Source organism: Candidatus Polarisedimenticolia bacterium (assembly GCA_036004685.1).
In the GTDB taxonomy this organism is placed as follows: Bacteria; Acidobacteriota; Polarisedimenticolia; order Gp22-AA2; family AA152; genus DASYRE01.
This window is the reverse complement of sequence record DASYRE010000024.1, coordinates 39,445-61,839: the sequence shown is the minus strand read 5'-3', so window position 1 is coordinate 61,839 and position 22,395 is coordinate 39,445. Positions and strand designations below refer to the sequence as shown.

20 protein-coding genes are annotated in these 22,395 nt (G+C 65.3%); 5 read left to right on the top strand and 15 right to left on the bottom strand.

The features are described from left to right. The first annotated feature begins 17 nt into the window (after window positions 1–17). A complete protein-coding gene (locus VGR67_05520) occupies window positions 18–2,696 on the top strand; it encodes a protein kinase (protein HEV8335856.1) in 2,679 nt (892 codons plus the stop codon). Between the two features lie 267 nt (window positions 2,697–2,963). Continuing rightward, window positions 2,964–3,854: a hypothetical protein gene (locus VGR67_05515; GenBank protein ID HEV8335855.1), complete on the top strand. Its 891-nt coding sequence runs from the start codon at window positions 2,964–2,966 to the stop codon at window positions 3,852–3,854. 4 nt (window positions 3,855–3,858) lie between these two features. On the opposite strand, the gene VGR67_05510 is transcribed toward VGR67_05515, so the two are convergent. The 13 genes from VGR67_05510 to VGR67_05450 form a co-directional block, all read right to left on the bottom strand. Continuing rightward, window positions 3,859–5,091, bottom strand: coding sequence for a glycosyltransferase family 4 protein (locus tag VGR67_05510; protein HEV8335854.1), 1,233 nt, complete (start codon window positions 5,089–5,091; stop codon window positions 3,859–3,861). A 114-nt stretch (window positions 5,092–5,205) separates the two neighbouring features. Further along, complete coding sequence (locus VGR67_05505) at window positions 5,206–5,568, bottom strand: SUF system Fe-S cluster assembly protein (protein HEV8335853.1); 363 nt, start codon at window positions 5,566–5,568, stop codon at window positions 5,206–5,208. 154 nt (window positions 5,569–5,722) lie between these two features. Then, window positions 5,723–6,169: an SUF system NifU family Fe-S cluster assembly protein gene (locus VGR67_05500; protein HEV8335852.1), complete on the bottom strand. Its 447-nt coding sequence runs from the start codon at window positions 6,167–6,169 to the stop codon at window positions 5,723–5,725. Continuing rightward, window positions 6,169–7,437: a cysteine desulfurase gene (locus VGR67_05495; protein HEV8335851.1), complete on the bottom strand. Its 1,269-nt coding sequence runs from the start codon at window positions 7,435–7,437 to the stop codon at window positions 6,169–6,171. The genes VGR67_05500 and VGR67_05495 overlap by 1 nt, the downstream gene beginning before the upstream one ends. Next, complete coding sequence (sufD, locus tag VGR67_05490) at window positions 7,434–8,786, bottom strand: Fe-S cluster assembly protein SufD (GenBank protein HEV8335850.1); 1,353 nt, start codon at window positions 8,784–8,786, stop codon at window positions 7,434–7,436. The genes VGR67_05495 and sufD overlap by 4 nt, the downstream gene beginning before the upstream one ends. Window positions 8,787–8,834: 48 nt before the next feature. Continuing rightward, the gene (gene sufC / locus VGR67_05485) at window positions 8,835–9,593 is read right to left on the bottom strand and encodes a Fe-S cluster assembly ATPase SufC (GenBank protein ID HEV8335849.1); all 759 of its coding nucleotides are present in this window, start codon (window positions 9,591–9,593) and stop codon (window positions 8,835–8,837) included. A gap of 39 nt (window positions 9,594–9,632) precedes the next feature. Then, the gene (gene sufB / locus VGR67_05480; protein HEV8335848.1) at window positions 9,633–11,078 is read right to left on the bottom strand and encodes a Fe-S cluster assembly protein SufB; all 1,446 of its coding nucleotides are present in this window, start codon (window positions 11,076–11,078) and stop codon (window positions 9,633–9,635) included. 9 nt (window positions 11,079–11,087) lie between these two features. Further along, window positions 11,088–11,549, bottom strand: a complete 462-nt coding sequence (locus VGR67_05475; protein HEV8335847.1) for an SUF system Fe-S cluster assembly regulator — start codon at window positions 11,547–11,549, stop codon at window positions 11,088–11,090. Between the two features lie 166 nt (window positions 11,550–11,715). Continuing rightward, a complete protein-coding gene (locus VGR67_05470) occupies window positions 11,716–12,900 on the bottom strand; it encodes a P-loop NTPase (GenBank protein HEV8335846.1) in 1,185 nt (394 codons plus the stop codon). A 470-nt stretch (window positions 12,901–13,370) separates the two neighbouring features. Next, window positions 13,371–14,129 (bottom strand): hypothetical protein, encoded by a 759-nt coding sequence (locus VGR67_05465; protein ID HEV8335845.1) that lies wholly within the window; start codon window positions 14,127–14,129, stop codon window positions 13,371–13,373. 291 nt (window positions 14,130–14,420) lie between these two features. Further along, window positions 14,421–15,191, bottom strand: coding sequence for a methyltransferase domain-containing protein (locus VGR67_05460; protein ID HEV8335844.1), 771 nt, complete (start codon window positions 15,189–15,191; stop codon window positions 14,421–14,423). Between the two features lie 27 nt (window positions 15,192–15,218). After that, window positions 15,219–15,674 (bottom strand): YbhB/YbcL family Raf kinase inhibitor-like protein, encoded by a 456-nt coding sequence (locus VGR67_05455; GenBank protein ID HEV8335843.1) that lies wholly within the window; start codon window positions 15,672–15,674, stop codon window positions 15,219–15,221. Between the two features lie 60 nt (window positions 15,675–15,734). After that, on the bottom strand, window positions 15,735–17,108 hold the full coding sequence (locus VGR67_05450; protein ID HEV8335842.1) for a serine/threonine-protein kinase: 1,374 nt from the start codon (window positions 17,106–17,108) through the stop codon (window positions 15,735–15,737). A gap of 345 nt (window positions 17,109–17,453) precedes the next feature. Between VGR67_05450 and mscL the strand changes: the two genes are divergently transcribed. Continuing rightward, window positions 17,454–17,867 carry a large conductance mechanosensitive channel protein MscL gene (mscL, locus tag VGR67_05445; protein HEV8335841.1) on the top strand — a complete coding sequence of 138 codons (414 nt, stop codon included), beginning with the start codon at window positions 17,454–17,456 and terminating at the stop codon, window positions 17,865–17,867. 77 nt (window positions 17,868–17,944) lie between these two features. On the opposite strand, the gene VGR67_05440 is transcribed toward mscL, so the two are convergent. Together VGR67_05440 and VGR67_05435 are read right to left on the bottom strand one after the other, a co-directional pair. Then, window positions 17,945–18,760 (bottom strand): anti-sigma factor, encoded by an 816-nt coding sequence (locus VGR67_05440; protein ID HEV8335840.1) that lies wholly within the window; start codon window positions 18,758–18,760, stop codon window positions 17,945–17,947. Further along, a complete protein-coding gene (locus tag VGR67_05435; GenBank protein ID HEV8335839.1) occupies window positions 18,757–19,293 on the bottom strand; it encodes a sigma-70 family RNA polymerase sigma factor in 537 nt (178 codons plus the stop codon). Before VGR67_05435 ends, VGR67_05440 begins: the two co-directional genes overlap by 4 nt. A 253-nt stretch (window positions 19,294–19,546) precedes the next feature. Here VGR67_05435 and VGR67_05430 point away from each other — a divergent pair, with 253 nt between their 5' ends. Together VGR67_05430 and VGR67_05425 are read left to right on the top strand one after the other, a co-directional pair. After that, entirely contained in the window at window positions 19,547–21,172 is a 1,626-nt protein-coding gene (locus VGR67_05430; protein ID HEV8335838.1) for a DUF4331 domain-containing protein, read from the top strand. 20 nt (window positions 21,173–21,192) lie between these two features. Next, complete coding sequence (locus tag VGR67_05425) at window positions 21,193–22,350, top strand: tetratricopeptide repeat protein (GenBank protein HEV8335837.1); 1,158 nt, start codon at window positions 21,193–21,195, stop codon at window positions 22,348–22,350. Window positions 22,351–22,395: the final 45 nt, after the last annotated feature.

Genomic DNA, 22,395 nt, shown 5'->3' with positions numbered 1-22,395 from the left:
ATCTTGGAATCGCGACCATGATCGGCAGGACGATCAGCCACTACCGGATTGTTGAGAAGATCGGCTCCGGCGGGATGGGGGAAGTCTACGCCGCCGAGGACTTGAAGCTCCACCGCCGCGTGGCGCTGAAGATCCTCCCGCACCATCTGGCCGAGGACGCGGCGCGCCGGGAGCGCTTCGAGCGCGAGGCGACGGCGGTGGCGTCCCTGAACCATCCGAACATCGTGACGGTCCATTCGGTCGAGGAGGCCGAAGGGATCCACTTCATCACGATGGAGCTGATCGCCGGAAAGCCTCTCACCGCAATCATCCCCAAGGGTGGGCTCTCTCTGGCCCCGTTCTTCGAGCTGGCGATTCCTCTCTCCGACGCCGTCGCGGCGGCGCACCGGGCGGGAATCATCCATCGCGACCTGAAACCAGACAACATCGTGGTGGGGAGCGACGGGCGGCTGAAGATCCTCGATTTCGGGCTGGCGAAGCTGCGCGACACGCCGGTGGCCGTGTCGGAGGCCAGCGCCATGCCGACCCGGCACCTGACGGAGGAAGGGCAGATTCTCGGGACGGTCGCCTACATGTCGCCGGAGCAAGTCGAAGGAAAGCCCTTGGATCACCGGACCGACATCTTCTCCCTGGGAGTCGTCCTGTACGAGATGGCCACGGGCAAGCGGCCGTTCCAGGGGGACACGAAGGCGTCGATCATCTCGTCGATCCTGAGGGACGCTCCGGCCTCCGCCACGCAGCTCAACCCGGTCCTGCCGCGCCATCTCGGCCGCATCCTCCGCCAGTGCCTCGCGAAGGATCCCGAGGAGCGGACGCAGAGCGCGCAGGACGTCCGCAACCAGATTGCCGATTTGCGGAAGGAAATCGATTCCGGGGCGCTCGACGCCGGCGAGGTCGCCGCGGCGATGGCGCGTCCGCGCGGTCGCAAGTTGCGTCTCGTCACCGCCGTCGTGGCGCTGGCGGCCCTCGGCGTGCTGGCGCTTGTCCTGTCGCGCTCGGGAAAGAACCCCGAGAAGGGGCGGCGCGGAGCTTCGATGATCGGCACGCAGATCCAGCTGACCGATTTCGCCGGACAGGAAATCACTCCGAGCATCTCGCCTGACGGGAAGCTCATCGCCTACGCGAGCCGGGCGGCCGGTAACTGGGACATCTACGTCCAGAGGGTCGGCGGCAGCAATCCGGCGAACCTTACGAAAGACTCGTCGGACGACGACATCGAGCCGGCGTTCTCTCCCGACGGCGAGCGGATCGCTTTCCGCTCCGGCCGCGACAAGGGAGGGATCTTCGTCATGGGAGCGACAGGCGAGTCGGTCGTCCGGGTCACCAACAAAGGCTTCCGGCCGGCCTGGTCGCCGGACGGAGCGCGAATCGCCTATCAAACGTCCGATTTCGATCAACCCTACGCTCGTCCGAACCTGAGCGAGCTGTGGGTCGTGGACGTGAAGTCGGGACAAACGAGGCAGCTCTACGCGACGGATGCCGTCCAGCCCAGCTGGTCGCCCGCAGGCACGCGCATCGCCTTCTGGTCCCTGTCCCGTGGAGGCGGCCAGCGCGATCTCTGGTCGATTCCGGCGGAGGGCGGAACGCCGGTCCCGGTCACCCAGGATCCGGCGCTGGACTGGAACCCGCTGTGGGCCCCGGACGGGGAGTATCTCTATTTCTCGAGCAATCGGGGCGGCAGCATGAATCTATGGCGCATTCCCCTGGACGAGGCAACGGGCAAGACGCAGGGACCGCCCGAGCCGGTCACGTTCGGCTCGGCTTCCGAGATACATTCCGCCAGCATCGCGCGCGACGGCCGGCGGATCGTCTACGTCGCGTCGGTCGGATTCACGGGAATCCGCAAGGCCATCCTCGACCTCTCCCACGACAAGATCGCGCTGGATCCTGCTCCCGTGATCCGCGGCTCGAGTCCCATCGTCTGGCCAACTCTCTCGCCTGACGGCAAGCTCCTCGCGTATACGACCATCGCGGCCGGGGACAAGCCGGGGATGCTGCGCGAGGACATCGTCATCAGCTCCACCGACGGCTCGAGCCGCCGCCGGATCGCCGCGTCTGATTCGCGGAATCGGATATCCCGCTGGTCGCCGGCCGGCGACCGGCTGGCGTTCGCTTCCGATCGGAGCGGCTTCTACCGCATCTACGTCGTCCGGCCCGATGGCAGCGATTTGCAGGTCCTTTACGAGGATCATACCAACACGATCTATCCGGCCTGGTCGCCATCCGGCGACCGGATCCTGTTCACCGATTTCGAGGGCCGGTTTCACAACTTCATCGGCGCTTTTCCCCCCAAGGGCAAGCCGGAGGAGATTCCTCTCCCTCCCGATCCGGAAACTCAATTCATACCTCGGGATTGGTCGCCCGACGGGACGATGATTGCCGGACACCTGCAACGGGTGAGCTCGGGGCCGGCCGGTCCGGTCATCTTCCGGCTGAAGACGCGTGATTATGTCCACTTGAGCGATCGCGGCCAGTTCCCCTTATGGTTTCCGGACAATCGCCGGCTGCTCTTCTCGAGCGAAGACAAGAAGGGATTGTCGGTCTTGGACATCGAATCGCGGCAGATTCGGACGTACCCGCTTGTTCTGCATGGAGACGTCGACCAGTTCGGTGTAGCGCTTGCCCGAGACGGCCGCACGATCTACTTTACCGAACGAGAGCAGGAAGCCGACCTCTGGCAGCTGGATCTTCAGTAGGAGCGCTCCCTCAGCCTACGGCGCTCCGGTGATCATTCTTTTTTCCCTCTGCTTCCCCCCTCGATGCGTGTTCTCGACCAGGAATCGGTCGAGCTCCGGGAAACGAGCGTCCGGCGGGGCGCGGCGAGCGCTGGCGACGCCCCGGCACCGCGGCGATTCCAGACGGAATGATAAGATCGAAGCTCGAGGAACGACACGATGCTGAGCCGCCTGCGAAACGCTTGGAAGAGGCTTCCGGCGGGGTTTCAAAGTCGGGTTTACCGGGCTTTGAGACCCACGGGACTTCCCTACCTTCTCAGCTTCCTGGCCAAGTATTCGGCGGAAAGCAGGTCGGTCAACTTCGCGGGAGAGTGGAGCGCGTTGAAGGCGGAATATCGCCCCGCAGGACCCGAGGAGAGAAAGGCGATTTCGCGCCGCTTCGTCGAGATCGCCGACGCCATCGTCCTGCCGAACGGAGTCCGGAAGACGACTTACCCGGCGCGGCACGATCCGATCCTGCGGATCGTCGGCGAAGATCCGCAATTTGCCATCGAGAGAGACACGCTGCGGGTCCTCGAGGTCCCCTCGTCAATCGGCTTGACGAGCCTCGACGTGCACGAGAGTCTCTCGAAGCGGTACCGAATCGAGAAGTACGTCCTGGCCGATCTCGCCTGGGACGTCCTGATCGACCCGGAACGAGGATGCGTATTCGACGAAGCGGGAAACTTGCTCCAGGTCCGCCACGGTCGCAGGTTCTTCAGCGTCTACCGTCCCCAGGTCTCAGGCAACCTCTACGGGGTGGCCGCCTCCAGCCTGCTCGCGCCGCTGAATCTCGTCTCCTCCTATTTCAAGAAGAAGTACCGCGCCTCCGAGAGCCGGCGTCTCGACCGCGTCGCCCTGGTGCACCCGGACGTGGAGGCGCGTATCGGACCAAACGGCTTCTCGTTGGAAAAGATGGACGTGTTCTCGGAGGTGCGCGGGGAATTCGACTTGATCCTCTCGTTCAATCTTCTTCAGAAGAACTATTTTCCGGAAGAGAGGATCCAGGAGGGATTCGCGAATCTCACGGGCGCTCTCAGCGAGGGGGGCCTGCTGGTGATGGGGAACACCGAGTCCTTCGCCGTTTGGAGGAAGGTGCAGGGTCGTCCGACCCTGCTGCACCGAAGCGGCGACTTCTGAAGCCTCACCCGCCCAGCGATTCCTGGAAGAGAGCCTCGATCCGTCCGACGTTGCGCTCGCGCACGAAATCGGCCAGGGCCCGCCGGCTTCCGCTTCTCCGGAGCTCCTCACGGACCTCGGGACGGGTCAGGAGCGTCTCGAGCGCTTCCGCCAGTCGCGCCGGTTCGCGCTGCGGGACCAGAAGGCCCGCCTTCCCGTCCAGCAACAGCTCGCGAGAGCCGGAATAGGAGGTGCTGACCACCGCGGTGCCGCAGGCCATGGCCTCCACCAGGACGTTGGCCATCCCGTCGAGGTATTTCTGGGGCAGCTCGAAGGAAGCCAGGGCGACGACCGTGGCGCGCGCGGCGGCTTCGAGGATGCGGCGATGCGGCGCGAATCCTTCGAGGATCACGGCGTCGCCCAGATTCTCGCTGCGGATCGCGTCCTCGAGGCGGGAGCGCTCGGGTCCGTCGCCGAAGATCCGCAGCCGGAAGACGATCCCTCGCCGGCGCAAGAGGCCGCACGCGGCGATGAGATCGACGAACCCCTTTTCCGGCACCAACCGTCCCGCCGAGACGATCTCCGGCGGCTCGGCCCGCGGCATCGTCCCGGCCGGAGGAATCGCCGAGAGCGTCACGCCATGGTAGACGGTGTGGATGCGATCCGACGCCTCGGGAGCGAGCTCCGCCAGCAGGCGCCGGTTGCCGTCCATGCAGGTGAGCACGAAGCGGGCGGAGCTGATTTTCTGTTTCAGGAAGGTCTGATCGGCGTAGACGTCGAGCCCGGCGTGCGCCGTGAAGCTGAAGGGCACCTTCAGCAGGCGGGCGGCGACGTAGGCGCAGGTGGCGGGATAATGGCCCCAGGTGCCGTGGACGTGGGCCGTTCCCCGGCGCTCCATGCGCCGCGCGAACGCCAGGGTCTTCGGAAAGAGGGCGACCGTCTGCATGAGGAAGTGCGGGCTCGCGGCGTTGCCGGCCACGACTCGCAGGAACGTGCCCACCGTGCGCCACGGACGGAGAAGGAGAAAAGCTCCCGACGCGAGCCAGACCTCCAGGCTCCAGAAATAAGGAAGCCGGTTGATGCTCAGTCCGCGGTCGGGATCCGGATCCTCGCCCACCAGCTCCCGGAAGTTCCGGGTCGCGTACAGGTCGATCGCCATCCCGCGCTCCGCCAGGGCCCGGAACTCGCCCTCGACGAAGGTCTCGGTGATCGTGGGGTAGGCGGTGAGCAGGTAGGCAATGCGCCGCCGCGGCTCCATCTTTCCGGGCCGGTCACCGCTCTCGGCGGATGGATCTGGACGATTTTTGTTGGGCAGAATTCCTCCGGGAGGAAGGGCTGCCGCCGGCCGCGGCGCCGAAGGTCGAAGGCGAATCTACATCATGTTGAGCTGGAGCTTCGCCGCCTGCGACATCATCTCCGGAGTCCAGGGGGGATCCCAGACGACCTCGACCTTGGCCGAGCTGACGCCCGGGATGTTGCGGATCTTCGCTTCGACTTCGGGGGGGAGGGATCCCGCGACGGGGCACATGGGGGAGGTCAGGGTCATGCGGACGTCGACCGACCCGGGAGCGTTCACGTCGACCTTGTAGATCAGTCCCAGCTCGTAGATGTTCACGGGGATTTCAGGATCGTAGCAGGTCTTGAGAACCTCGACGACCTTCTTCTCGAGATCCTCGACGCTCGTCCCAGAACCCTCCGGCTTCGTCTCCGCCGTCTCTCCGGTTGGCTCCGTCATCGTCCGCTCCTTTCGAATCGTCCGAACCGTGCGTCGTTCGAGGTCACGCGATCGCTCGCCTCGAGCCTCTTGGCAATCGGAACGTGGTCGTCGCGCGATTCCCGCCTCGACCGTCCGTCCGCCGCCGGCAGGAGGCCGCTTCCTGGCACGTCGCCTATTCCGTCGAGACGGTGTGTTCCTTCCCTTCCAGCGCCGCTTTCAAGGCGTGCCAGGCGAGCGCGGCGCACTTGATCCGGATCGGGAACTCCGAGACTCCGGAGAACACCGCCAGCTTGCCCAGATCCGCCCCCGAAGAGTCCTGCCTCCCCGTGATGAGGGAGTGGAACGACTCGAAGATCGCCTTCGCCTCCTCGGGGGTCTTCCCCTTCAGCTTCTCGGTCATCATCGAGGCCGAGGCGGTGGAGATGGCGCATCCCGATCCCTGGAAGGAAACGTCCTCGACCTTGCCGTTGCGCAGGGTAAGAAACACGGTGATGCGGTCGCCGCACAGGGGGTTGAAGCCTTCCGCGCTGTGGTTCGCCGAGGGAATCTTCCGGAAGTTCCTGGGGCTCCTGCTGTGGTCGAGAATGACCTCCTGGTAGAGATCGCGGAGGTCGGACATCAGCCGAAGACCTCGAGGACCTTCCGGATGCCGGCGAGGAGGGCGTCGACGTCCTGTCGAGTGTTGTACATCGCGAAGGAGGCGCGCGCCGTCGCCGGGATCCCGTAGCGCTCCATGAGCGGCTGGGTGCAATGGTGCCCGGCGCGAATCGCGACCCCCTGCTCGTCGAGGATCGTCCCGATGTCGTGAGGGTGCACTCCCTCGATGACGAAGGAGAGGATCCCGGCCTTCTCCGGCGCGGTGCCGACAATCCGGACCCGGGGGATCTGCGAGACCGCTTCGGTCGCGTAGGCGAGCAGCTCATTCTCATGGGCCGCCGCGGCTTCGATTCCAATCTCCTCCAGATAGTCGATCGCGGCCCCAAGGCCGATCACGCCGGCGATGTTGGGCGTTCCGGCTTCGAACTTGAAGGGCAGGCGGTTGTAATGGGTCTTTTCGAAGCTGACGGAGCTGATCATGTCGCCGCCCGACTGGTACGGCGGCATCGCCTCCAGGAGCTTCTCCTTGCCGTACAGGATCCCGATCCCCGTCGGACCGTACATCTTGTGGCTGGAAAGAGCATAGAAGTCGCAGTCCAGCTCCTGGACGTCGATTCGGAGATGGGCGGCCGCCTGGGCGCCGTCGAGCAGGACGGGAATGCCGCGCGCGTGCGCCATCCGGATCACCTCGCGGACCGGGTTCACCGTGCCCAGGGAGTTGGAGAGGTGGACCATCGAGACGATCCGGGTCCGCTCGCCGAGAAGCTTTTCGAGATCTTCGAGGATCAGCTCGCCTCGATCGTCGACGGGAGCGATCCTCAGGTGCGCTCCCTTCTCCTCGGCGAGGATCTGCCAGGGGACGATGTTGGAGTGGTGCTCCATCGTCGTGAGGATGATCTCGTCGCCCCTGCCGACTCGGGAGCGGCCGTAGCTCTGGGCCACGAGGTTGATCGCGCCGGTGGTGCCGCCGACGTAGACGATCTCCCGGTCGCTGCCGGCGTTGATGAACCGCCGGATCTTGGCGCGGACCTCCTCGTAGCCGCGGGTGGCCCGCTGGCTCAGCTCGTGGACGCCCCGGTGGATGTTGGCGTTGTCGCGCAGGTAATAGCCGCTCACGGCGTCGATGACGGCAAGCGGCTTCTGGCTGGTGGCGGCGTTGTCCAGGTAGACGAGCGGGCGGTTGTGGACCCTCTGGTCGAGGATGGGAAAGTCCCGCCGGACGCGCTCCACGTCGAAGCGCGCCGTCGTCGTACGGCGCTCCGGGTCCAAGGTCCCTTCGGCGGCTCTCATGCGTTCCCCCAATTCTCGATCCCCACCGGCAGGCGGGTCATCAGCTCGCATTCCAGTCCCATCCGCACGGGCTCGACGGGAATCCTCTCCACGACGTCGCTCGCGAAGGCATGCACCAGGACGCCGCGCGCCTTCTCCTCGCCGATCCCGCGCGAGCGCAGGTAGAAGAGGGCGTCGTCGTCGAGCTGCCCGATCGTCGCCCCGTGGGTGCACTTGACGTCATCCGCGTAGATTTCGAGCTGGGGCTTGGTGTCCACCAGCGCCTCCTCGGAAAGGAGGAGGTTCTTGTTCGTCTGCTTGGCGTCGGTCTTCTGGGCGTCGGGCCGCACCATGATCTTGCCGTTGAAGACGCCGTGGGAGGAGCCGCCCAGGACTCCCTTGTAGAATTCGCGGCTGCTGCAATGGGGCTTGGCGTGATCGATGAAGGTGTGGTTGTCGATGTGCTGGCGGCCCGTCGCGAGATAGAGGCCGTTCAGGACGCACTCCGCGCCTTCGCCGTCCAAGACGCCGTTGAGGTCGTTGCGGACCAGGGCCCCTCCAAAGGTGATGGAGTGGGACGTGAACCGGGCGCTGCGCTCCAGATGCGCCTGGAGGGTCGAGATGTGGTAGGCCTCCTCGCTCTCCCTCTGGAGCCGGCAGTGATCCACGACGCAGCCCGGACCCGCCACCACCTCGGTCACGGCGTTGGTGAAATACCCGCCGCCGCCGAGCGAGAAGTAGTTCTCCACGATCGCGGCCTGGCTCCCCTCCTCCACGACGATCAGGCTCCGGGGATGCGACACGATCGGCCCTTGGCCGTTGGGCGCGGTGACGAAGAGGAGATGGATCGGCTCGCGCAGCACCTTGCGCCTCGGGACGTGGACGAACGCCCCGTCGCGGAGGAACGCGGTGTTCAGCGCGACCAACGCCTGGGAGTCGAACGATGCGTGGCGGCCCAAATAGGCCTCCACCCGCGCACCTTCCCGCTCGAGCGACTCCGCGAGGCTCCCTACCCGGACGCCGTCGGCGTCGGACCGCAGCAGCGACAGCTCCGGGACGTAGCGGCCGTTCACGAACACGAGGTGCGTACACTCGGCTTCCCCGAACATGGCGACGTTGAGCTTCTGCTTCTGGCTCATCACCCCCTTCCCGTTCCGCTCGGCGGACTTGAACGGGGTGGAGGAGATCGGAGCGAGGCTGGTGTACTTCCATTCCTCGTCCCGGGTCGTGGGGAACTTCAGATCGAGGAAGCGATCCAAGGCGCGCCGGCGGAGGGCCGGCAGGAAAGTGGGCTCGTGCCGGGGGCCGGTCTTCTCGAACCGCTCGAACTCTGAAGCGTAATGATCGGTCGCGGAGATCGGTTTCGTCATTCTGCTCTGCTCGTGGCTGCGTGAGGTTGTCGCGAAGGTGGCTGCCGATCAGGCGTTGGCGGCCTTCTCCTCGATCCAGGAATATCCCTTGTCTTCCAGCTCCAGCGCCAGCTCTTTGCCGCCCGATTTCACGATCCGGCCTTCGGAGAGGACGTGGACCCGATCGGGGACGATGTAGTTCAGGAGGCGCTGGTAGTGGGTGACGACGATGATGGCCCGCTCCGGCGCGCGGAGGGTGTTGACGCCGTGGGCCACGACTTTTAAGGCATCGATGTCGAGGCCAGAGTCGGTCTCGTCGAGGACGGACAGCCGCGGCTCCAGGACGGCCATCTGGAAGATCTCGTTGCGCTTCTTCTCACCGCCCGAAAAGCCTTCGTTGACCGACCGGTTCAGCAGGCTCTCGTCCATCTCCACCAGCTTCATCTTCTCCTTCACGCGAACCAGGAAGTCCATGGCGTCGAGCTCCTCCAGTCCGCGGTGCTTGCGCGAGGCGTTGAGTCCGGTCCGCAGGAGGTAGGTGGTGCTCACGCCCGGAATCTCGACCGGATACTGGAAGGCCAGGAAGATCCCCGCCCGCGCGCGGTCCTCGGGCGACATCTCCAGGAGGTTCTGGCCGTCGTAGGTGACTTCCCCGCCGGTGACTTCGTAGGTCTCGCGTCCGGCGAGAACCTGCGCGAGCGTGCTCTTGCCGGACCCGTTCGGACCCATGATGGCGTGCACTTCCCCGGACTTCACCTTGAGGTTGATTCCCTTGAGGATCTCACGCCCGCCGGCCGTCGCCCTGAGGTTCTTGATCTCGAGCAGCATCGTCTCTCCGCCTTCTCCGGTCGTCTTAGCCTGCGCTACCTAGCCCACGCTTCCTTCGAGGCTGACTCCGAGGAGCTTCTGCGCCTCGACGGCGAACTCCATCGGCAGCTCCCGGAACACTTCCTTGCAGAAGCCGTTCACGATCATGTTGACCGCGTCTTCGGTCGAAATCCCGCGCTGCTTGCAATAGAAAATCTGGTCCTCGCCGATCTTGGAGGTGGAGGCCTCGTGCTCCAGGCGCGAGGTGCTGTTCTTCACTTCGATGTACGGGAAGGTGTGCGCCCCGCACTTGTCCCCCAGCAGGAGCGAATCGCACTGGGAGTAATTGCGGGCGTTCGCCGCCCCTTTCAGTATTTTCACCAGACCGCGGTAGGTGTTCTGCCCGTGCCCGGCCGAGATCCCCTTGGTGACGATGGTGCTGCGCGTGTTCTTTCCGATGTGGATCATCTTCGTTCCGGTGTCGGCCTGCTGGTAGTTGTTGGTCACCGCCACCGAGTAGAACTCCCCGACCGAGTTGTCGCCCTGCAGGATGCAGCTCGGGTATTTCCAGGTGATCGCCGAGCCTGTCTCTACCTGGGTCCAGGAAATCTTCGAGTTCGCGCCGAGGCACTTGCCGCGCTTGGTCACGAAGTTGTAGATGCCTCCCTTCCCCTCCTTGTCGCCGGGGTACCAGTTCTGCACCGTCGAGTACTTGATTGTGGCGTTGTCCAGCGCCACCAGCTCCACGACCGCGGCGTGCAGCTGGTTCGTGTCGCGGATGGGGGCGGTGCAGCCTTCGAGGTAGCTCACGGTCGCGCCTTCATCGGCGACGATGAGGGTCCGCTCGAACTGTCCCGTGTTGGCGGCGTTGATCCGGAAATAAGTGGAAAGCTCCATCGGGCAGCGCACTCCTTTCGGGATGTAGGCGAAGGAGCCGTCGCTGAAAACCGCCGAGTTCAGGGTGGCGAAGAAGTTGTCGGAATAGGGCACGACCGAGCCGAGGTACTTTCTCACGAGATTGGGATGGTTCAGCACCGCCTCGGAGAAGGAGCAAAAGATGATCCCCATCTCGTTCAGCTTCGCCTTGAAGGTCGTGGCGACCGAGACGCTGTCGAACACCGCGTCGACGGCGACGCCGCTGAGGAGCTTCTGCTCCTCCAGCGGAATCCCCAGCTTGGCATAGGTCTTCAGCAGCTCCGGATCGACCTCCTCCAGGCTCTTCGGGCCGGTCTTCTGCTTGGGCGCGGAGTAATAGCTGATGTCCTGGTAGTCGATGGGACCGTATTTAACGTTCGGCCAGTGGGGCTCTTTCATCGTCAGCCAGTGACGGAAGGCCTTGAGGCGCCACTCCAGCATGAACTCCGGCTCCCCCTTCATCGACGAGATCATGCGGATGATCTCCTCGCTCAGGCCTTTGGGAATCGTCTCCGATTCGATGTCGGTGACGAACCCGTACTTGTATTCCTGCTCGGCCAGGTCCTGGATTGTCTTGGTCGTGGTCTTCATTGCGCCTCTTCAGGGATTTCCCGCTCTCCGCTCGATTTCGATCGGCTTGCCCGATTTTCGAGAGCGAAAAGAGATCGGCCGGGCCATCTCGGAGAGGGAAACGCTCTCGAGAGCGGTCCGGATGGCGTTGTTGATCTTCTGCCAGCTGTTGTGAACGGGACAGGACTCCTCCTGGGCGCAGGACCCGGGAAGAGCCGCGGTGCAAACGGTTAGGGCCACGGGCCCTTCGGTCGCCGTGATGATGTCCGCCACGGTTATTTTTTCGGGGGCGCGCGCCAGGCTGTAACCGCCCTTGACGCCTCGATGCGAAAGCAACAACCCCTTGCGGGTGAGGGCTTTGAGAATCTTGTTCACGGTGGGCAGGGGAAGGTGCGCGGCGCAGGCGATGTCGCGCGCGTTGTGCAGCTTATGCTCCGGATCCCGGGCGAAATGGGCGAGAAGCATTATTCCGTAGTCGGTCAAGCGGGTCATGCGAATCAAGGAAATCGCTCCTCAAACGGTTCAGGGATTCGAAACAGTACCGTTCCTGTCCTGTATACGACACGATGTTACCGGCCCGGAGCCATCTTGTCAACCCCATTTCTTGAGTCCTTTCGGCGGGTTCGTCCTGAGTCGGGAGTCTCTTGCCGACCACCTTCTACGGGGTCTTTTCCGGCCGGGTCGAGGGGGAAAGAGCCGAAGGGCGAGACCCGGTGGACGCAACGTCCCGCGGAGCGGCTGGATCGAGGGATCGGAGCAGGTCGTAAGTGTAAATCCCGCTGCTGTGCATGTCCGACCAGACGAATTGCAGCGCGTATCGTCCGACGCGCCGGATCTCCATGGGGCGCACGCTCTTGAGGATGCGCTCGGGATCCATGCGCCGCTGACCGGTCCATTCATCCACGCACAGAGCGCAAGGACATGCCTGGCGCAAGGCCCGGAAAGGATAGCGGCTCAGGTGCCCGTCGCTCCATCGAATTTCGACCATCCCATTCTCCGTCTTCACCTCTTCCGGCCGGTGGCTGACGGAACGAGTCATTTCGTTGACCCGCCGGACTTCGTCGGAGACCTTCCGGGCGATCTCCACGAAGGCCCGCGCGGAGGGAGCTTCCGGAGCGGGGCCCTCCGCCCCGACGACGGGGACCCCGGCATCCCCTGAAGGGGGAAGGGCGGGATCCAGCGGCACTTCTCCCAGAAACGGCACCCCCAGCTCTTCCGCGGCGCGCTTGCCGCCTCCATGCCGGAAGATCTGCGTTTCCTGCGAGCAGTGGGGACAAATGAAGGTGCTCATGTTCTCGACGATACCGAGAATCGGGACCTGCACCTGTTCGAACATCCTCAGTCCCCGGAGCGTGACGCCCACGGCGACTTCTTGAGGAGTCGTCACGATCACCGCCCCCACCAGCGGAGCGGATTGCGTCAAAGTCAGCTGGACGTCACCCGTTCCGGGCGGCAGGTCGATGAGGAGGTAGTCGAGCGCTCCCCAGGAGACCTGCGCCAGGAACTGCTGGATCATCTTGGTGGCCATCGGCCCCCGCCAGATCACCGGCGTGTCGCGGCCGGTGAACAGCCCCATCGAGATGAACTTGATACCGAATTTTTCGGTCGGCAGGAGGGTCCCCTCCGCCTCCCCCGGCCTGGGCGGCTGATTCGACCCGAGGAGGGTCGGGATCGAGGGTCCATAGATGTCGGCGTCCATCAATCCGACGCAAGAGCCGCCGCGGGAGAGCGCCAGCGCGAGGTTGGCGGCGACGGTGGATTTTCCGACTCCCCCCTTGCCGCTCGCGATGGCGATGGCGTTCTTCACTTGGCTCATTCCGCTTTGGATTTCCACGGCGCTCATCGACACCTTCGATCTGGACCAGGGGTCGGTCCGGGCAATTCCCGCTGGTTCGGAGCAAGAGGCGCCAGTAGACCAGTCGCGGGATGGAAAGTCAACCTCGGGCGACCAGCGCTGGTCCGCGCCAGGAGCCGCCGCATCGAGGATCAGGAGGGAGCGTCCGGCACGCTGTTGGGTTGCGGGCGCTGGGTGGAAGGGCAGCAGCGAGGACCGGCCCCTGTCGAGGGGCCGGTCTGAGAAGGGGGGAACGTCCATCAGGAATTGTCATCCCGGGCAGTTTGCGGGGATGAACGAAAAAATGAATCGGCCCCCTTGCGGGGGCCGATCTTCGGGACCTCGATTGGCATTCCGTGATCCGAAGGCGCTTTCTCCTTCTAGGAATCCCTTCCTAGCCCTCAGCGCCTTCCCGTCATCACGGGTTCGACCGTTCTCGCGGTCGTCATCGCGTGGTCCCTGTCTCCTTCGGTACCGTGTTACCTGCGGTTGTCGTCATCGCGGTCACGGTCCCCATAGTCGTCATCGTCCCGATCCCGGCGATGACGTCGGTCCCAATCGTCGTCGTTGCGATCGCGGTCTCTTCCTCTCCGATCGCTGCGATCGTAGCGGTCATCGCGATCGTAGCGACCCTGGCGGTCACGACGGTCACGATCGTTCCAATGATCGCCGTACGGCCTTCCTCGGCGCTCGGCTACTAGGACGGGCACCGACCGTCCCTGACGCCGATACTGAATCACCTGGTACGGCCGGTATCCTGTCCAGCGGGAGCCGAGCTGGATCTGGACCAGATCCTGGAAATCGCGGTCGCTCAAGCGGAATCCTGATCGATGCCGCCAGTGGCCCCAGGCACGTCCATAGGGAGGGCCTGGGTCCCGATCAAAACCGCTGAACAGCACGTCCACCGATACTCCGCAGCGCCGGGAGATGTCCATCCAGCCCATGCCGCGCGAGCGCAGGTTGACGATGAAACTCGGAGATCGCCCCGACTCGTGCGCCAGGAAGAGAATCGTCGGCAGATCGGCCTCGATGTATCGGATCCGCGGAAGCAGCGGCTCGATCGTCCGCCGGCTGTAGCCGTAATCGTTCACTGCCAGATGGCCGAAATACTGGTTGTCGTTCCTCACGGAGCCGCTGCTGAAAAGGAACTCGAACGACGTCGCGGCACTTGCCGGGAGTAAAGCCAAAGCTGAAAGAGCGGCGACCATCACCGTTCTTTGAAGCCATTTTCTCGTCACAAGCACCTCCTTAGGTGAAAAGCGGCACCTTCCATCATCGCGAGAGTCGCGGACCTTCCTTCTCTGCTCAATGGGGCACCTCCTTTCTCTTGCTCATTCGCAGAGCCTCAAGGGGGTGGTCTCCAATCGACTCGCATCCCCATAGAGCAATCACGATGCCAGTGCCGGATTCGAAGGTCTAACTGGCTGCAGGAAGAGACTTAAGAGAAACTCTTGACAGGCGATTCATGTTTTTGCGCGAGGGTGGGAAGCGGAGCTAGCGTCATCATGAAAGGACATTTCCACAACGAGCTATGCTTTCACTCGACCCCGCATCCAGAGGCTTCGTCCCGTAAGCTCCGAATGATCCATCTTGGCGGCGCGATCCAGCAGCCGGAGACGTTCCGGGAGAGGAAGCCTGAAACGCCATTCGTCGTTTCTTCCTCCCTGCTCCCGGACGGCTGCCGACCAGTCCTCCCACCATGGCGTCACGTCGCGCGCGATCGGCTCGATGATCAGCAGGTCGCTTCCCTGCCGCGCCGCCGCGAGCATCTTCGGCCGCAGCGCTTCGCGCTCCTCCGGCTGGATCTCGTTCAAGGTGAACGCCGCGAGAATCGCCTCGTCCCGCCCGCGGAAATGGAGGAGGTTCAAGTCGGCCCGGCGCGCCTCTCCCTCCAGGCCCAGGCGCCGGAGGTTCCAGCGCGCCTCGCTCACCGCCCAGGGGTTTCGATCGATGGCCAGGAGACGCGGATGCGGGTCGCATTCCAGGGCCCATGCGGCCCCGGCCGCTCCGGTGCCCGATCCGAGATCGAGAATCGTGCCGGGGCGTCCCCCCGCGCCGAGGGATCTCACGATCTGCCGGACGAGAAGAAAATGGAGGGGGGCGTAGAAGAGGGCGAACGCCGCTCGCTTTCCCGCGCCGTCGAGCGCCGCGCCCGCCGTGAGCCGGCCTCGGCGCTGCACGTAGAGAGAAGACAGAGCCTGCAGCCCGCGCCGGACCTCGGGGAACGTGAGGCGCTCCAGATGGCGCGCCTCGACCGCCGAGAACCATGACTCGAAGGGATCCCCTGCCGGGGCCGCCACGCTTGAACTCCCCGGAAAGATCGCCGGTCAGCTCCGGTGGTACTTCCCCATCAGCTCGGCTTCGGAAAGGACATGCGCCTTCATCGCCCGTTCGAGATGCGCCTTCCGGGCGCCTTCCGGAAGCTCCAAAGCCACGTCGAGAGCGTAGAGGCGGAAGGTGTAGCGGTGCGTCCCGGACGGAGGGCAGGGACCGCCGTAGCCGATCCTCCCGAAATCGTTCGCGCCCTGGCGCGTTCCGTCGGACAATGCCCCCTTTTTCGGCAGGTTTTCCGGCAGCCCGCGGACCTCCGCCGGGATGTTCCAGATCACCCAGTGGACCCAGCTTCCGGACGGCGCATCGGGGTCGTCCGAGATCAGCGCGAAGCTCTTCGTCGCCGCCGGGGGATCGGTCCAGTCGAGCGCGGGCGACACGTCTTCCCCGTCACAAGTGTGGACGGAGGGGATGTTCGCATTCGGCTTGAATGACGGGCTGCTGAGGTTCATCTCGACTCCTTCACCCCGGGAAATCATCGATCGCGACGTCCCGAGCCTTGAAGAACACGGCTAAGAACCGCTTCCGGCAGAGCTGAGGCGCGCCGCCTTTCTGCGGCCCTCCCGGACGAACTGGACGCCGGGCATCGACAGGAGGCTGCGCGATTCCGCCTCGTCCAGCCCTTCCCGGACGACCAGCGTCATCGGCTCCCCATGATAGAGGCGCTCGTTCGCCGCGGTGAGCAGCGCATTCAGCTTCAGGTAGGTGCGGGCGGTGGGATTCTCGGCGGCCACGGTGAACTGTCCCCGGTGGAAGAGGATGGTCTGGACTTCCTTGAGGGCCGAGGCCTTCTTCACGAAACGCCGCATCTCCCTCTGGCCGCGGTTGCGGAACCGCCGGAAGAGAAAGACTCCCACGAGCAGGACGACGATAAGCGGCCCGACGTTGCCGCGCTCGCTTCCGGTCACGAGGGAGATCAGCAGGGCCCCGAGGACCGCTCCCACGATAGTCGCCCAGAGCAGGCCGCGCGACGTCAGATTGCCGAACATCCCGCGGAAACGATCCAGGACGGGCACTCCCCCGGAAGCACCGGACTCGATCTCGCGCTTCACCTTCTTCAGCTCGGTCACCGCGTCCCGAAGGTCCTGGTAGCGCTCTTCGGGCTTTTTCTGCATGCATCGGTCGATGACTTTCTGCAGGGAATAGGGGACGTTCGTCCGGATCGTCGTGACGGGCTGGGTCGGCTCGTAGGCGATGGCGTGCAGAGTGTCCAGCGCGCTGGCCCCTTGGAACGGGACCTTTCCGGCCGTCATTTCGTACAAGAGGATCCCGTACGAGAAGACGTCCGATCGGCGATCGGCCGGCAGACCGCGGGCTTGTTCCGGGCTCATGTAAGTGATCGTTCCCAGGATCATCCCGGCATGCGTGCGGGTCAGCGTTTCCATGCGGCTCGACCCCGCCTCCCCTTCGCCCGAGTCCAAGAGCTTCGCGAGCCCGAAATCGAGGATTTTCGGATGCCCGTCCTTGGTCACCATGACGTTGTCCGACTTGATGTCGCGGTGGATGATTCCCGCCTCGTGCGCCCGCGCCAGCCCGTCACCCACCTGGATCCCCACCTCGACGGCGGCGGGGAGGTCGAGCTCCCGGCGGGAGACGAGCTGCCGGATCGTGGACCCGTCGACGTACTCCATAGTGATGAAGGTCGTGTCGTCCGACTCGCCGATTTCGTAGATTTGGGCGATGGCGGGATGGTTGACGGTGGAGGCGGCCCGCGCTTCCTGCAGGAACCGCCGGCGTCGCTCAGCGTCTCCCACCAGATCGGGCCGGAGGATCTTGAGCGCCACGGGCCGTCCCAGGCGGGTGTCCACGGCACGATAGACCTCGCCCATGCCCCCCTTGCCGAGAAGCTCTTCCACCCTGTAGTTATTGAGGGTCTTCCCGATCATCGAATCCGGCTCCGGCGCGATGGCCCCGTTATCGCTCTGCCCATGGACCTTTACGATGTCCCGCGCGATCAGGTTCCGGAGCCTCCTTTCGGAGGGCCTTATTCTATCCGCTTCTTCCGTCTGGTACTAGCCGGAGCTCGACCCGGTGAAAAGTCCCGCACATCGAGGGGCCGGTTGCCCGGCCTGGGAGTCCTGCCCCATAATCCGCGCCAACGTCGCCGAGCGGGACCCCTTCGCACAGGAGGACGTTGCTTCCATGACCGACTTCTGGCCTTCTCGCCACCTCATTCCCCCGAAGCGCCGCTGCCCTGGCGCCGCGCCGCCATGCTTCCAAGGAGGAGCTCCATGAAAGGCTTCAGAGACTTCCTGCTCCAAACCAACGCTCTGGCCCTCGCGATTGGGGTGATCATCGGCGGGGCGGTGGGGAAAGTGGTCAGCTCGCTCGTCAAGGACATCCTCATGCCTCCCTTGGGACTTCTGATCGGGCGGGTCGACTTCTCCAACTTCTTCGTCAATCTCGGGTCGACTCATTACGACACCCTCGCCGACGCTCAGAAGGCAGGCGCCCCGACCCTGAACCTCGGCCTGTTCTTGAACACCATCGTCGACTTCTTGATCATCGCCCTGTGCGTCTTCGTGATCACGAAGATCGCCATGAAGCCCGCCCCGCCGGGTCCCGACATGAAGGATTGTCCCCAGTGCGCGGAGAGAGTGCCGGCGGTGGCGAAGCGATGCCGCTACTGCACGAGCCAGCTCTAGGTCCTTGCGAGGAGCCCGGAACCGGGGCTCGGAGGGCCCGGGGGGACACGCGGACGGGGAATCTTGGGCGCCGTCGCTCAGATCTTCCCGAGGAGGAGGATCGCGCCGGTCGGCTGAGGCGAGCCTCCTTCGGGCTCTTCGGTGACGGCCGCGGCCACGACCGCGCCCGCGTCCCGAGGGATGGCGACCGTGCCGGAGGCCTCCGCCGTCGCGGCGGGATCGAAGACACCGGCGTTGATTTTGGCCGTAGCGGTCACCATCCACAGCTGATAGCTTCTTCCCTTCGCGGGAGGCGGCAGGCCGCCCGCGAAGATCTGCCAGGTTTGCCGGCGGCGATCCCAGAAGACTCTCGCCCGCGATTCAGAACGGTCGGCCTGTCCCTCCAGGTCGATCACGCTCACCCCGGGCGAGCTGACGAGCTGCAGCGTGTCTCGGGCCCGAATCATCTGCTGTTTCAGTAACGCCAGCTCCCGCTCCTGGGCGCGCAGCCGGCTATGCAGATCCGCCACCAGGACGCGCTCGCGGCGGCTCACCAGCACGCCGGTCAGCACCGCGACGATCACCCCTGCGGCGATCCCCACGGCCCAGAGGCGAGATCTTCCGAAGCCTCTGGGCTCGGCGGCCGAATTCGCGGCGTCACGCCGGACAGCCGCCACGAGACGTGCCTTGACCATGGGCGAAGGCTCCTCGGGCGTCCGGGCATAGGGCAGCAGCCCGAGGGTCTCTCGCACGGCCGCCTGCTCGGCGGAACAGGCGGGGCAACCGCTCTCCAGATGCTGGCGAAGCGCCCGCCGCTCCGCGTCCGATTCCAGGAGATCCAGGGCATCCAGCGCGAGCCGCTCCTGGACCGCCTTGCAGTCCATGATCTCTGCGCCGCGCCCTTCGAGATTCATGCCTTTGTCTCCTTCTCCAGTCCTTCCCGGAGATGGGAGAGGGCCTGGCGGATCCTGCTCTTGATCGTTCCGAGCGGCTCACCCAGCTCGACGGCCACCTCCGAATGGCTCAGCCCTCCGTAGAAGGCGAGCTCGAGGGCGCGGCGCTGCTCGAGCGGAAGCGCCCCGAGCGCGTCGGTGATGCGCTTCTTCTTGAGCTGCATCTCCATCAGCTCCTCCGCCCCCGCTTCGCGCCGTTCCGCCGGGGTCCCCTCCGTGCCCTGCACCTGCAGCCTCTCCCGGCCGCTCTCGCGCCTGCCGCGCGCCCGCAGCCGGTCGATCGAGCGGCTCCGGCAGAGCATGACGAGCCAGCTGGACACCGATCCCCGCAGGCGATCGTATCCGCCCGCTCCGCGCCACGCCTGGAAGAAGACGTCGGCGACGACCTCCTCGGCGTCGGTTCGATCCCTCAGGATTCCCACAGAAAGGCCGAAGACGACCCTTCGGTAGCGCTCATAGAGGATCGAAAGAGCTTCCTGGTCCTTTTCCGCCATGCGGATCACGAGGGCCTCGTCGGATGGAAGGGAGGAAGGCGCGATGCTCAGGGCGGGCTCCACCTTGGAAGGTCCTGAAGAGGATATACGCCCCATCGGCCCCTTTTGGATGGGTGCGAAGGCCGGCAGGCGATTTTATCGGCATCACGCCGAACGATGCAATCCATCCGATCGGTGGCGAGCGTATAGACGGACGAGTTCACCGAGCCACCGGACCGAAAGCCGCATCCGCCCGTTTGAATAGGAGAATGGAATGTCCCTTGCCACCCGATCCCGCCTCCTCGTCCTGACCCTGCTTCTGCTGGCGCACGGATCACTGCAGGCCGCCAGCCACCGGGAAGCGCCCCTGACCGCCATCGATCGCACCGCGGATATCACCGACTTCTACGCTTTCGTGAGCTACGACAAGCCCGAAGAAGGGGCGAAGAGAGTCACCTTGATCCTCTGCGTCGACCCGTTCCTCGAGCCCGCGAACGGACCCAATTACTTTCCCTTCGACGACAACATCCTTTACGCGATCCACGTGGACAACAACAACGACGCGGTCGAGGACGTTTCTTTCGAGTTCCGGTTCAAGACCGAGCAGCGGCTTCCCGGCGTCCCGGTGGGCTTCGCGGGCGCCGGAGGCGGCATCGCGGCTCCGTCGAACTCCCCCGCGCCGGTGGCTCCAGGGACCGCCTTGATCCCGCCCGCCATCACCGCCCTGGACGGTCCCGGATCCGAAGGACTGGGCCTCCGGCAGAGCTATTCCGTCAGCATGGTGCTCGGCAGCGGCCGCTCGGCGGTGCGCCTTCCGCTGGGCGGCGCCGGCGGCCGGAGGCTCTATGCCGTTCCCAGCAACGTCGGCCCGCGCACCATGCCCGATTACCCTGCGCTCTTCGCGCAGGGGATCTACGAGCTCGAAGGAGGGGTGAAGGTCTTCGCGGGCACGACGGACGATGCCTTCTGGATCGATCTCGGCGCCGCGTTCGACTCCCTGAACTTCCGCGTGCTCCCGGGGACCGACGTGGAGGGTAACGGCGGCTACGGGTCGACGGGGATTCCCGCCGTGATGACCGATCTGCAGGACCGCGCGGCCGCCAACTTCGTGACCGATTCCGTCTCCGGGTACAACGTGAACACCATCGCCGTCGAGGTTCCCATCCCGCAGCTGACCCGCACGCGGGCCGCGGTGAGCCCGGAGACCGCCGCCGCGACTCTGGGGACCTGGGGCAGCACGTCACGGCCGGCGGTCACCGTTCGATCCAGCTCGAGGCCGGAGGCGGGACATGGAACGTTCAAGCAGGTGCAGCGGATGGGAAACCCGCTCTTCAACGAGCTGCTCATCGGCACCGACATGAAGGACCGATGGAGTCGAGCGCTCCCGAAGGACGACACGCAATTTGCGCGTTTCGCGCTGGATCCGCTGGTCGCGCGAATCGCCCAGGCCGCCTACGGCGGCGCGTTCGACATTCCCGCACCGCCCCGCACCGACCTCCTCCCGCTGGTGAAGTACCTCCCGCCGATCGCCGCGCCCGGGACGCCGGAAGGGCCCGTATCGGATCTCCTGCGCCTGAACGTCGGCGTTCCCCCGACCGCGTCCGCGACCGCCAGCCGCCTTGGAGTGCTCGGCGGCGACCCGGCGGGATTCCCGAACGGACGGAGGGTCTTCGACGACGTCACCGACATCGTGTTGCGGGTCGCGGTGGGCGGCGTGCTTTCACGGGACGCCGGCGGGAATTCCCTGAACCGGTTCCCGAACAGTCGCCTTGGGGACGGTGTCAACGTCAACGACGTCGCTTATTTTCCGAGCTTCCCTTACGTCGGCTACGCGCATGACGGCGTCAACCGCCGCCACAAGGATCCGGGCGAGGCCGGCGGCGGACCGGTCCAGAATTGACTCAACCGAGGGAGTTTTCGATGCAGCCGCATCCGTTCCGAAGAATCATCGCGCTCGCTCTTCTCACGGCTTCCGCGACCGGCTCCATGCTTCTGGCGCGGCCCGCCGTTTCCAGCCCAGCCGAGGCGCAGATCGGCGCCGCCCGGGCGAGAATCGCGTCCGGAAGACCGGACGTCAAGACCTACCAGGCGCTGGCCATCGGGTTGACGCGCCGGGCGCGCGAGACCGGAGACGTCTCCCTTTACTCCGAGGCGTCGGAGGCTCTGAGCGAGGCTTCGAGCCGGGAACCGGGCAATCCGATCACCCAGCGGATTTCGGCCTGGGTCGCCCTCGGCCGTCACGAGTTTGCGAAGACCTACACGATGACCCGCCGCTACGCGCGAAAACATCCGGATGACGCCTGGAACTTCAGCGTGATGGGGGACGCGCTCATGGAGCTGGGACGCCCGCGCCGGGCCGAGAAGGCTTATCAGGCCATGGTCGACTTGCGTCCCGGCCCCTCGTCCTACTGCCGTGTCGCTTATCTGAGAGAGGCGCGCGGCGATCTGGAGGGGGCTGCCGAGCTGCTGGAGATGTCGCTGCAGTCCACCCCCCTTTCCGAGACGGAGGATCGAGCGTGGCTCCTGGTCCAGCTCGGGCATCTTTGGCAGGAGCAGGGAGATCTCGCCGGCGCCGAGGAGAGGCTGCGCCAAGCTCTCAGCCTCTTCCCCGGCTATCACTACGCGCTCGCGGCGCTCGCGGCCATCGCCCTGGAGACCCAGCGACCCGCCGAGGCCGCGCTCCTGGCCCGGCAGGCGATCGACGCGGCGCCTTACGCCGAGCGCTACCTCCTGCTGGCTGACAGCCTGCGGGCCCTGGGACGGGAGGAGGAGGCGCGGCGCGCGGAGGCACGGTTCGAGGGGATCGCCCTGGCGAACCGCGACCTCCCTGACAACGAGAACCACGATCTCGTCCTTTTCTATCTCGAGCGCAGGCCCGACCCGCCGCGCGCGCTCGCCATCGCGCGTCACGAAGCGGCGATCCGCGAGGACGTCCCGACGATGGATCGCCTCGCCTGGGCGCTGCACCGGAACGGCAGGACCGGAAAGGCCAGGCGGCTGCTGAAACGGGTCGCCGGCACCGGGACCCGTGACCCTCTGGTCCTGAGCCATCTCCGGCTGATCGGCGAGAGCCGCTGACGCCGAGCCTGGACATCGGCGCGCGAGTATGGAATCCTCGCGGGC

What these genes read in the sequence shown, in the direction of transcription:
- VGR67_05520 (HEV8335856.1), top strand. Translation starts at nt 18, where the DNA reads ATGATCGGCAGGACGATCAGCCACTACCGGATTGTTGAGAAGATCGGC.
- VGR67_05510 (HEV8335854.1), bottom strand. Translation starts at nt 5,091, where the DNA reads ATGGAGCCGCGGCGGCGCATTGCCTACCTGCTCACCGCCTACCCCACG.
- VGR67_05505 (HEV8335853.1), bottom strand. Translation starts at nt 5,568, where the DNA reads ATGACGGAGCCAACCGGAGAGACGGCGGAGACGAAGCCGGAGGGTTCT.
- VGR67_05500 (HEV8335852.1), bottom strand. Translation starts at nt 6,169, where the DNA reads ATGTCCGACCTCCGCGATCTCTACCAGGAGGTCATTCTCGACCACAGC.
- VGR67_05495 (HEV8335851.1), bottom strand. Translation starts at nt 7,437, where the DNA reads ATGAGAGCCGCCGAAGGGACCTTGGACCCGGAGCGCCGTACGACGACG.
- sufD (HEV8335850.1), bottom strand. Translation starts at nt 8,786, where the DNA reads ATGACGAAACCGATCTCCGCGACCGATCATTACGCTTCAGAGTTCGAG.
- sufC (HEV8335849.1), bottom strand. Translation starts at nt 9,593, where the DNA reads ATGCTGCTCGAGATCAAGAACCTCAGGGCGACGGCCGGCGGGCGTGAG.
- sufB (HEV8335848.1), bottom strand. Translation starts at nt 11,078, where the DNA reads ATGAAGACCACGACCAAGACAATCCAGGACCTGGCCGAGCAGGAATAC.
- VGR67_05475 (HEV8335847.1), bottom strand. Translation starts at nt 11,549, where the DNA reads ATGACCCGCTTGACCGACTACGGAATAATGCTTCTCGCCCATTTCGCC.
- VGR67_05470 (HEV8335846.1), bottom strand. Translation starts at nt 12,900, where the DNA reads ATGAGCGCCGTGGAAATCCAAAGCGGAATGAGCCAAGTGAAGAACGCC.
- VGR67_05455 (HEV8335843.1), bottom strand. Translation starts at nt 15,674, where the DNA reads ATGAACCTCAGCAGCCCGTCATTCAAGCCGAATGCGAACATCCCCTCC.
- VGR67_05450 (HEV8335842.1), bottom strand. Translation starts at nt 17,108, where the DNA reads ATGATCGGGAAGACCCTCAATAACTACAGGGTGGAAGAGCTTCTCGGC.
- mscL (HEV8335841.1), top strand. Translation starts at nt 17,454, where the DNA reads ATGAAAGGCTTCAGAGACTTCCTGCTCCAAACCAACGCTCTGGCCCTC.
- VGR67_05440 (HEV8335840.1), bottom strand. Translation starts at nt 18,760, where the DNA reads ATGAATCTCGAAGGGCGCGGCGCAGAGATCATGGACTGCAAGGCGGTC.
- VGR67_05435 (HEV8335839.1), bottom strand. Translation starts at nt 19,293, where the DNA reads ATGGCGGAAAAGGACCAGGAAGCTCTTTCGATCCTCTATGAGCGCTAC.
- VGR67_05430 (HEV8335838.1), top strand. Translation starts at nt 19,547, where the DNA reads ATGTCCCTTGCCACCCGATCCCGCCTCCTCGTCCTGACCCTGCTTCTG.
- VGR67_05425 (HEV8335837.1), top strand. Translation starts at nt 21,193, where the DNA reads ATGCAGCCGCATCCGTTCCGAAGAATCATCGCGCTCGCTCTTCTCACG.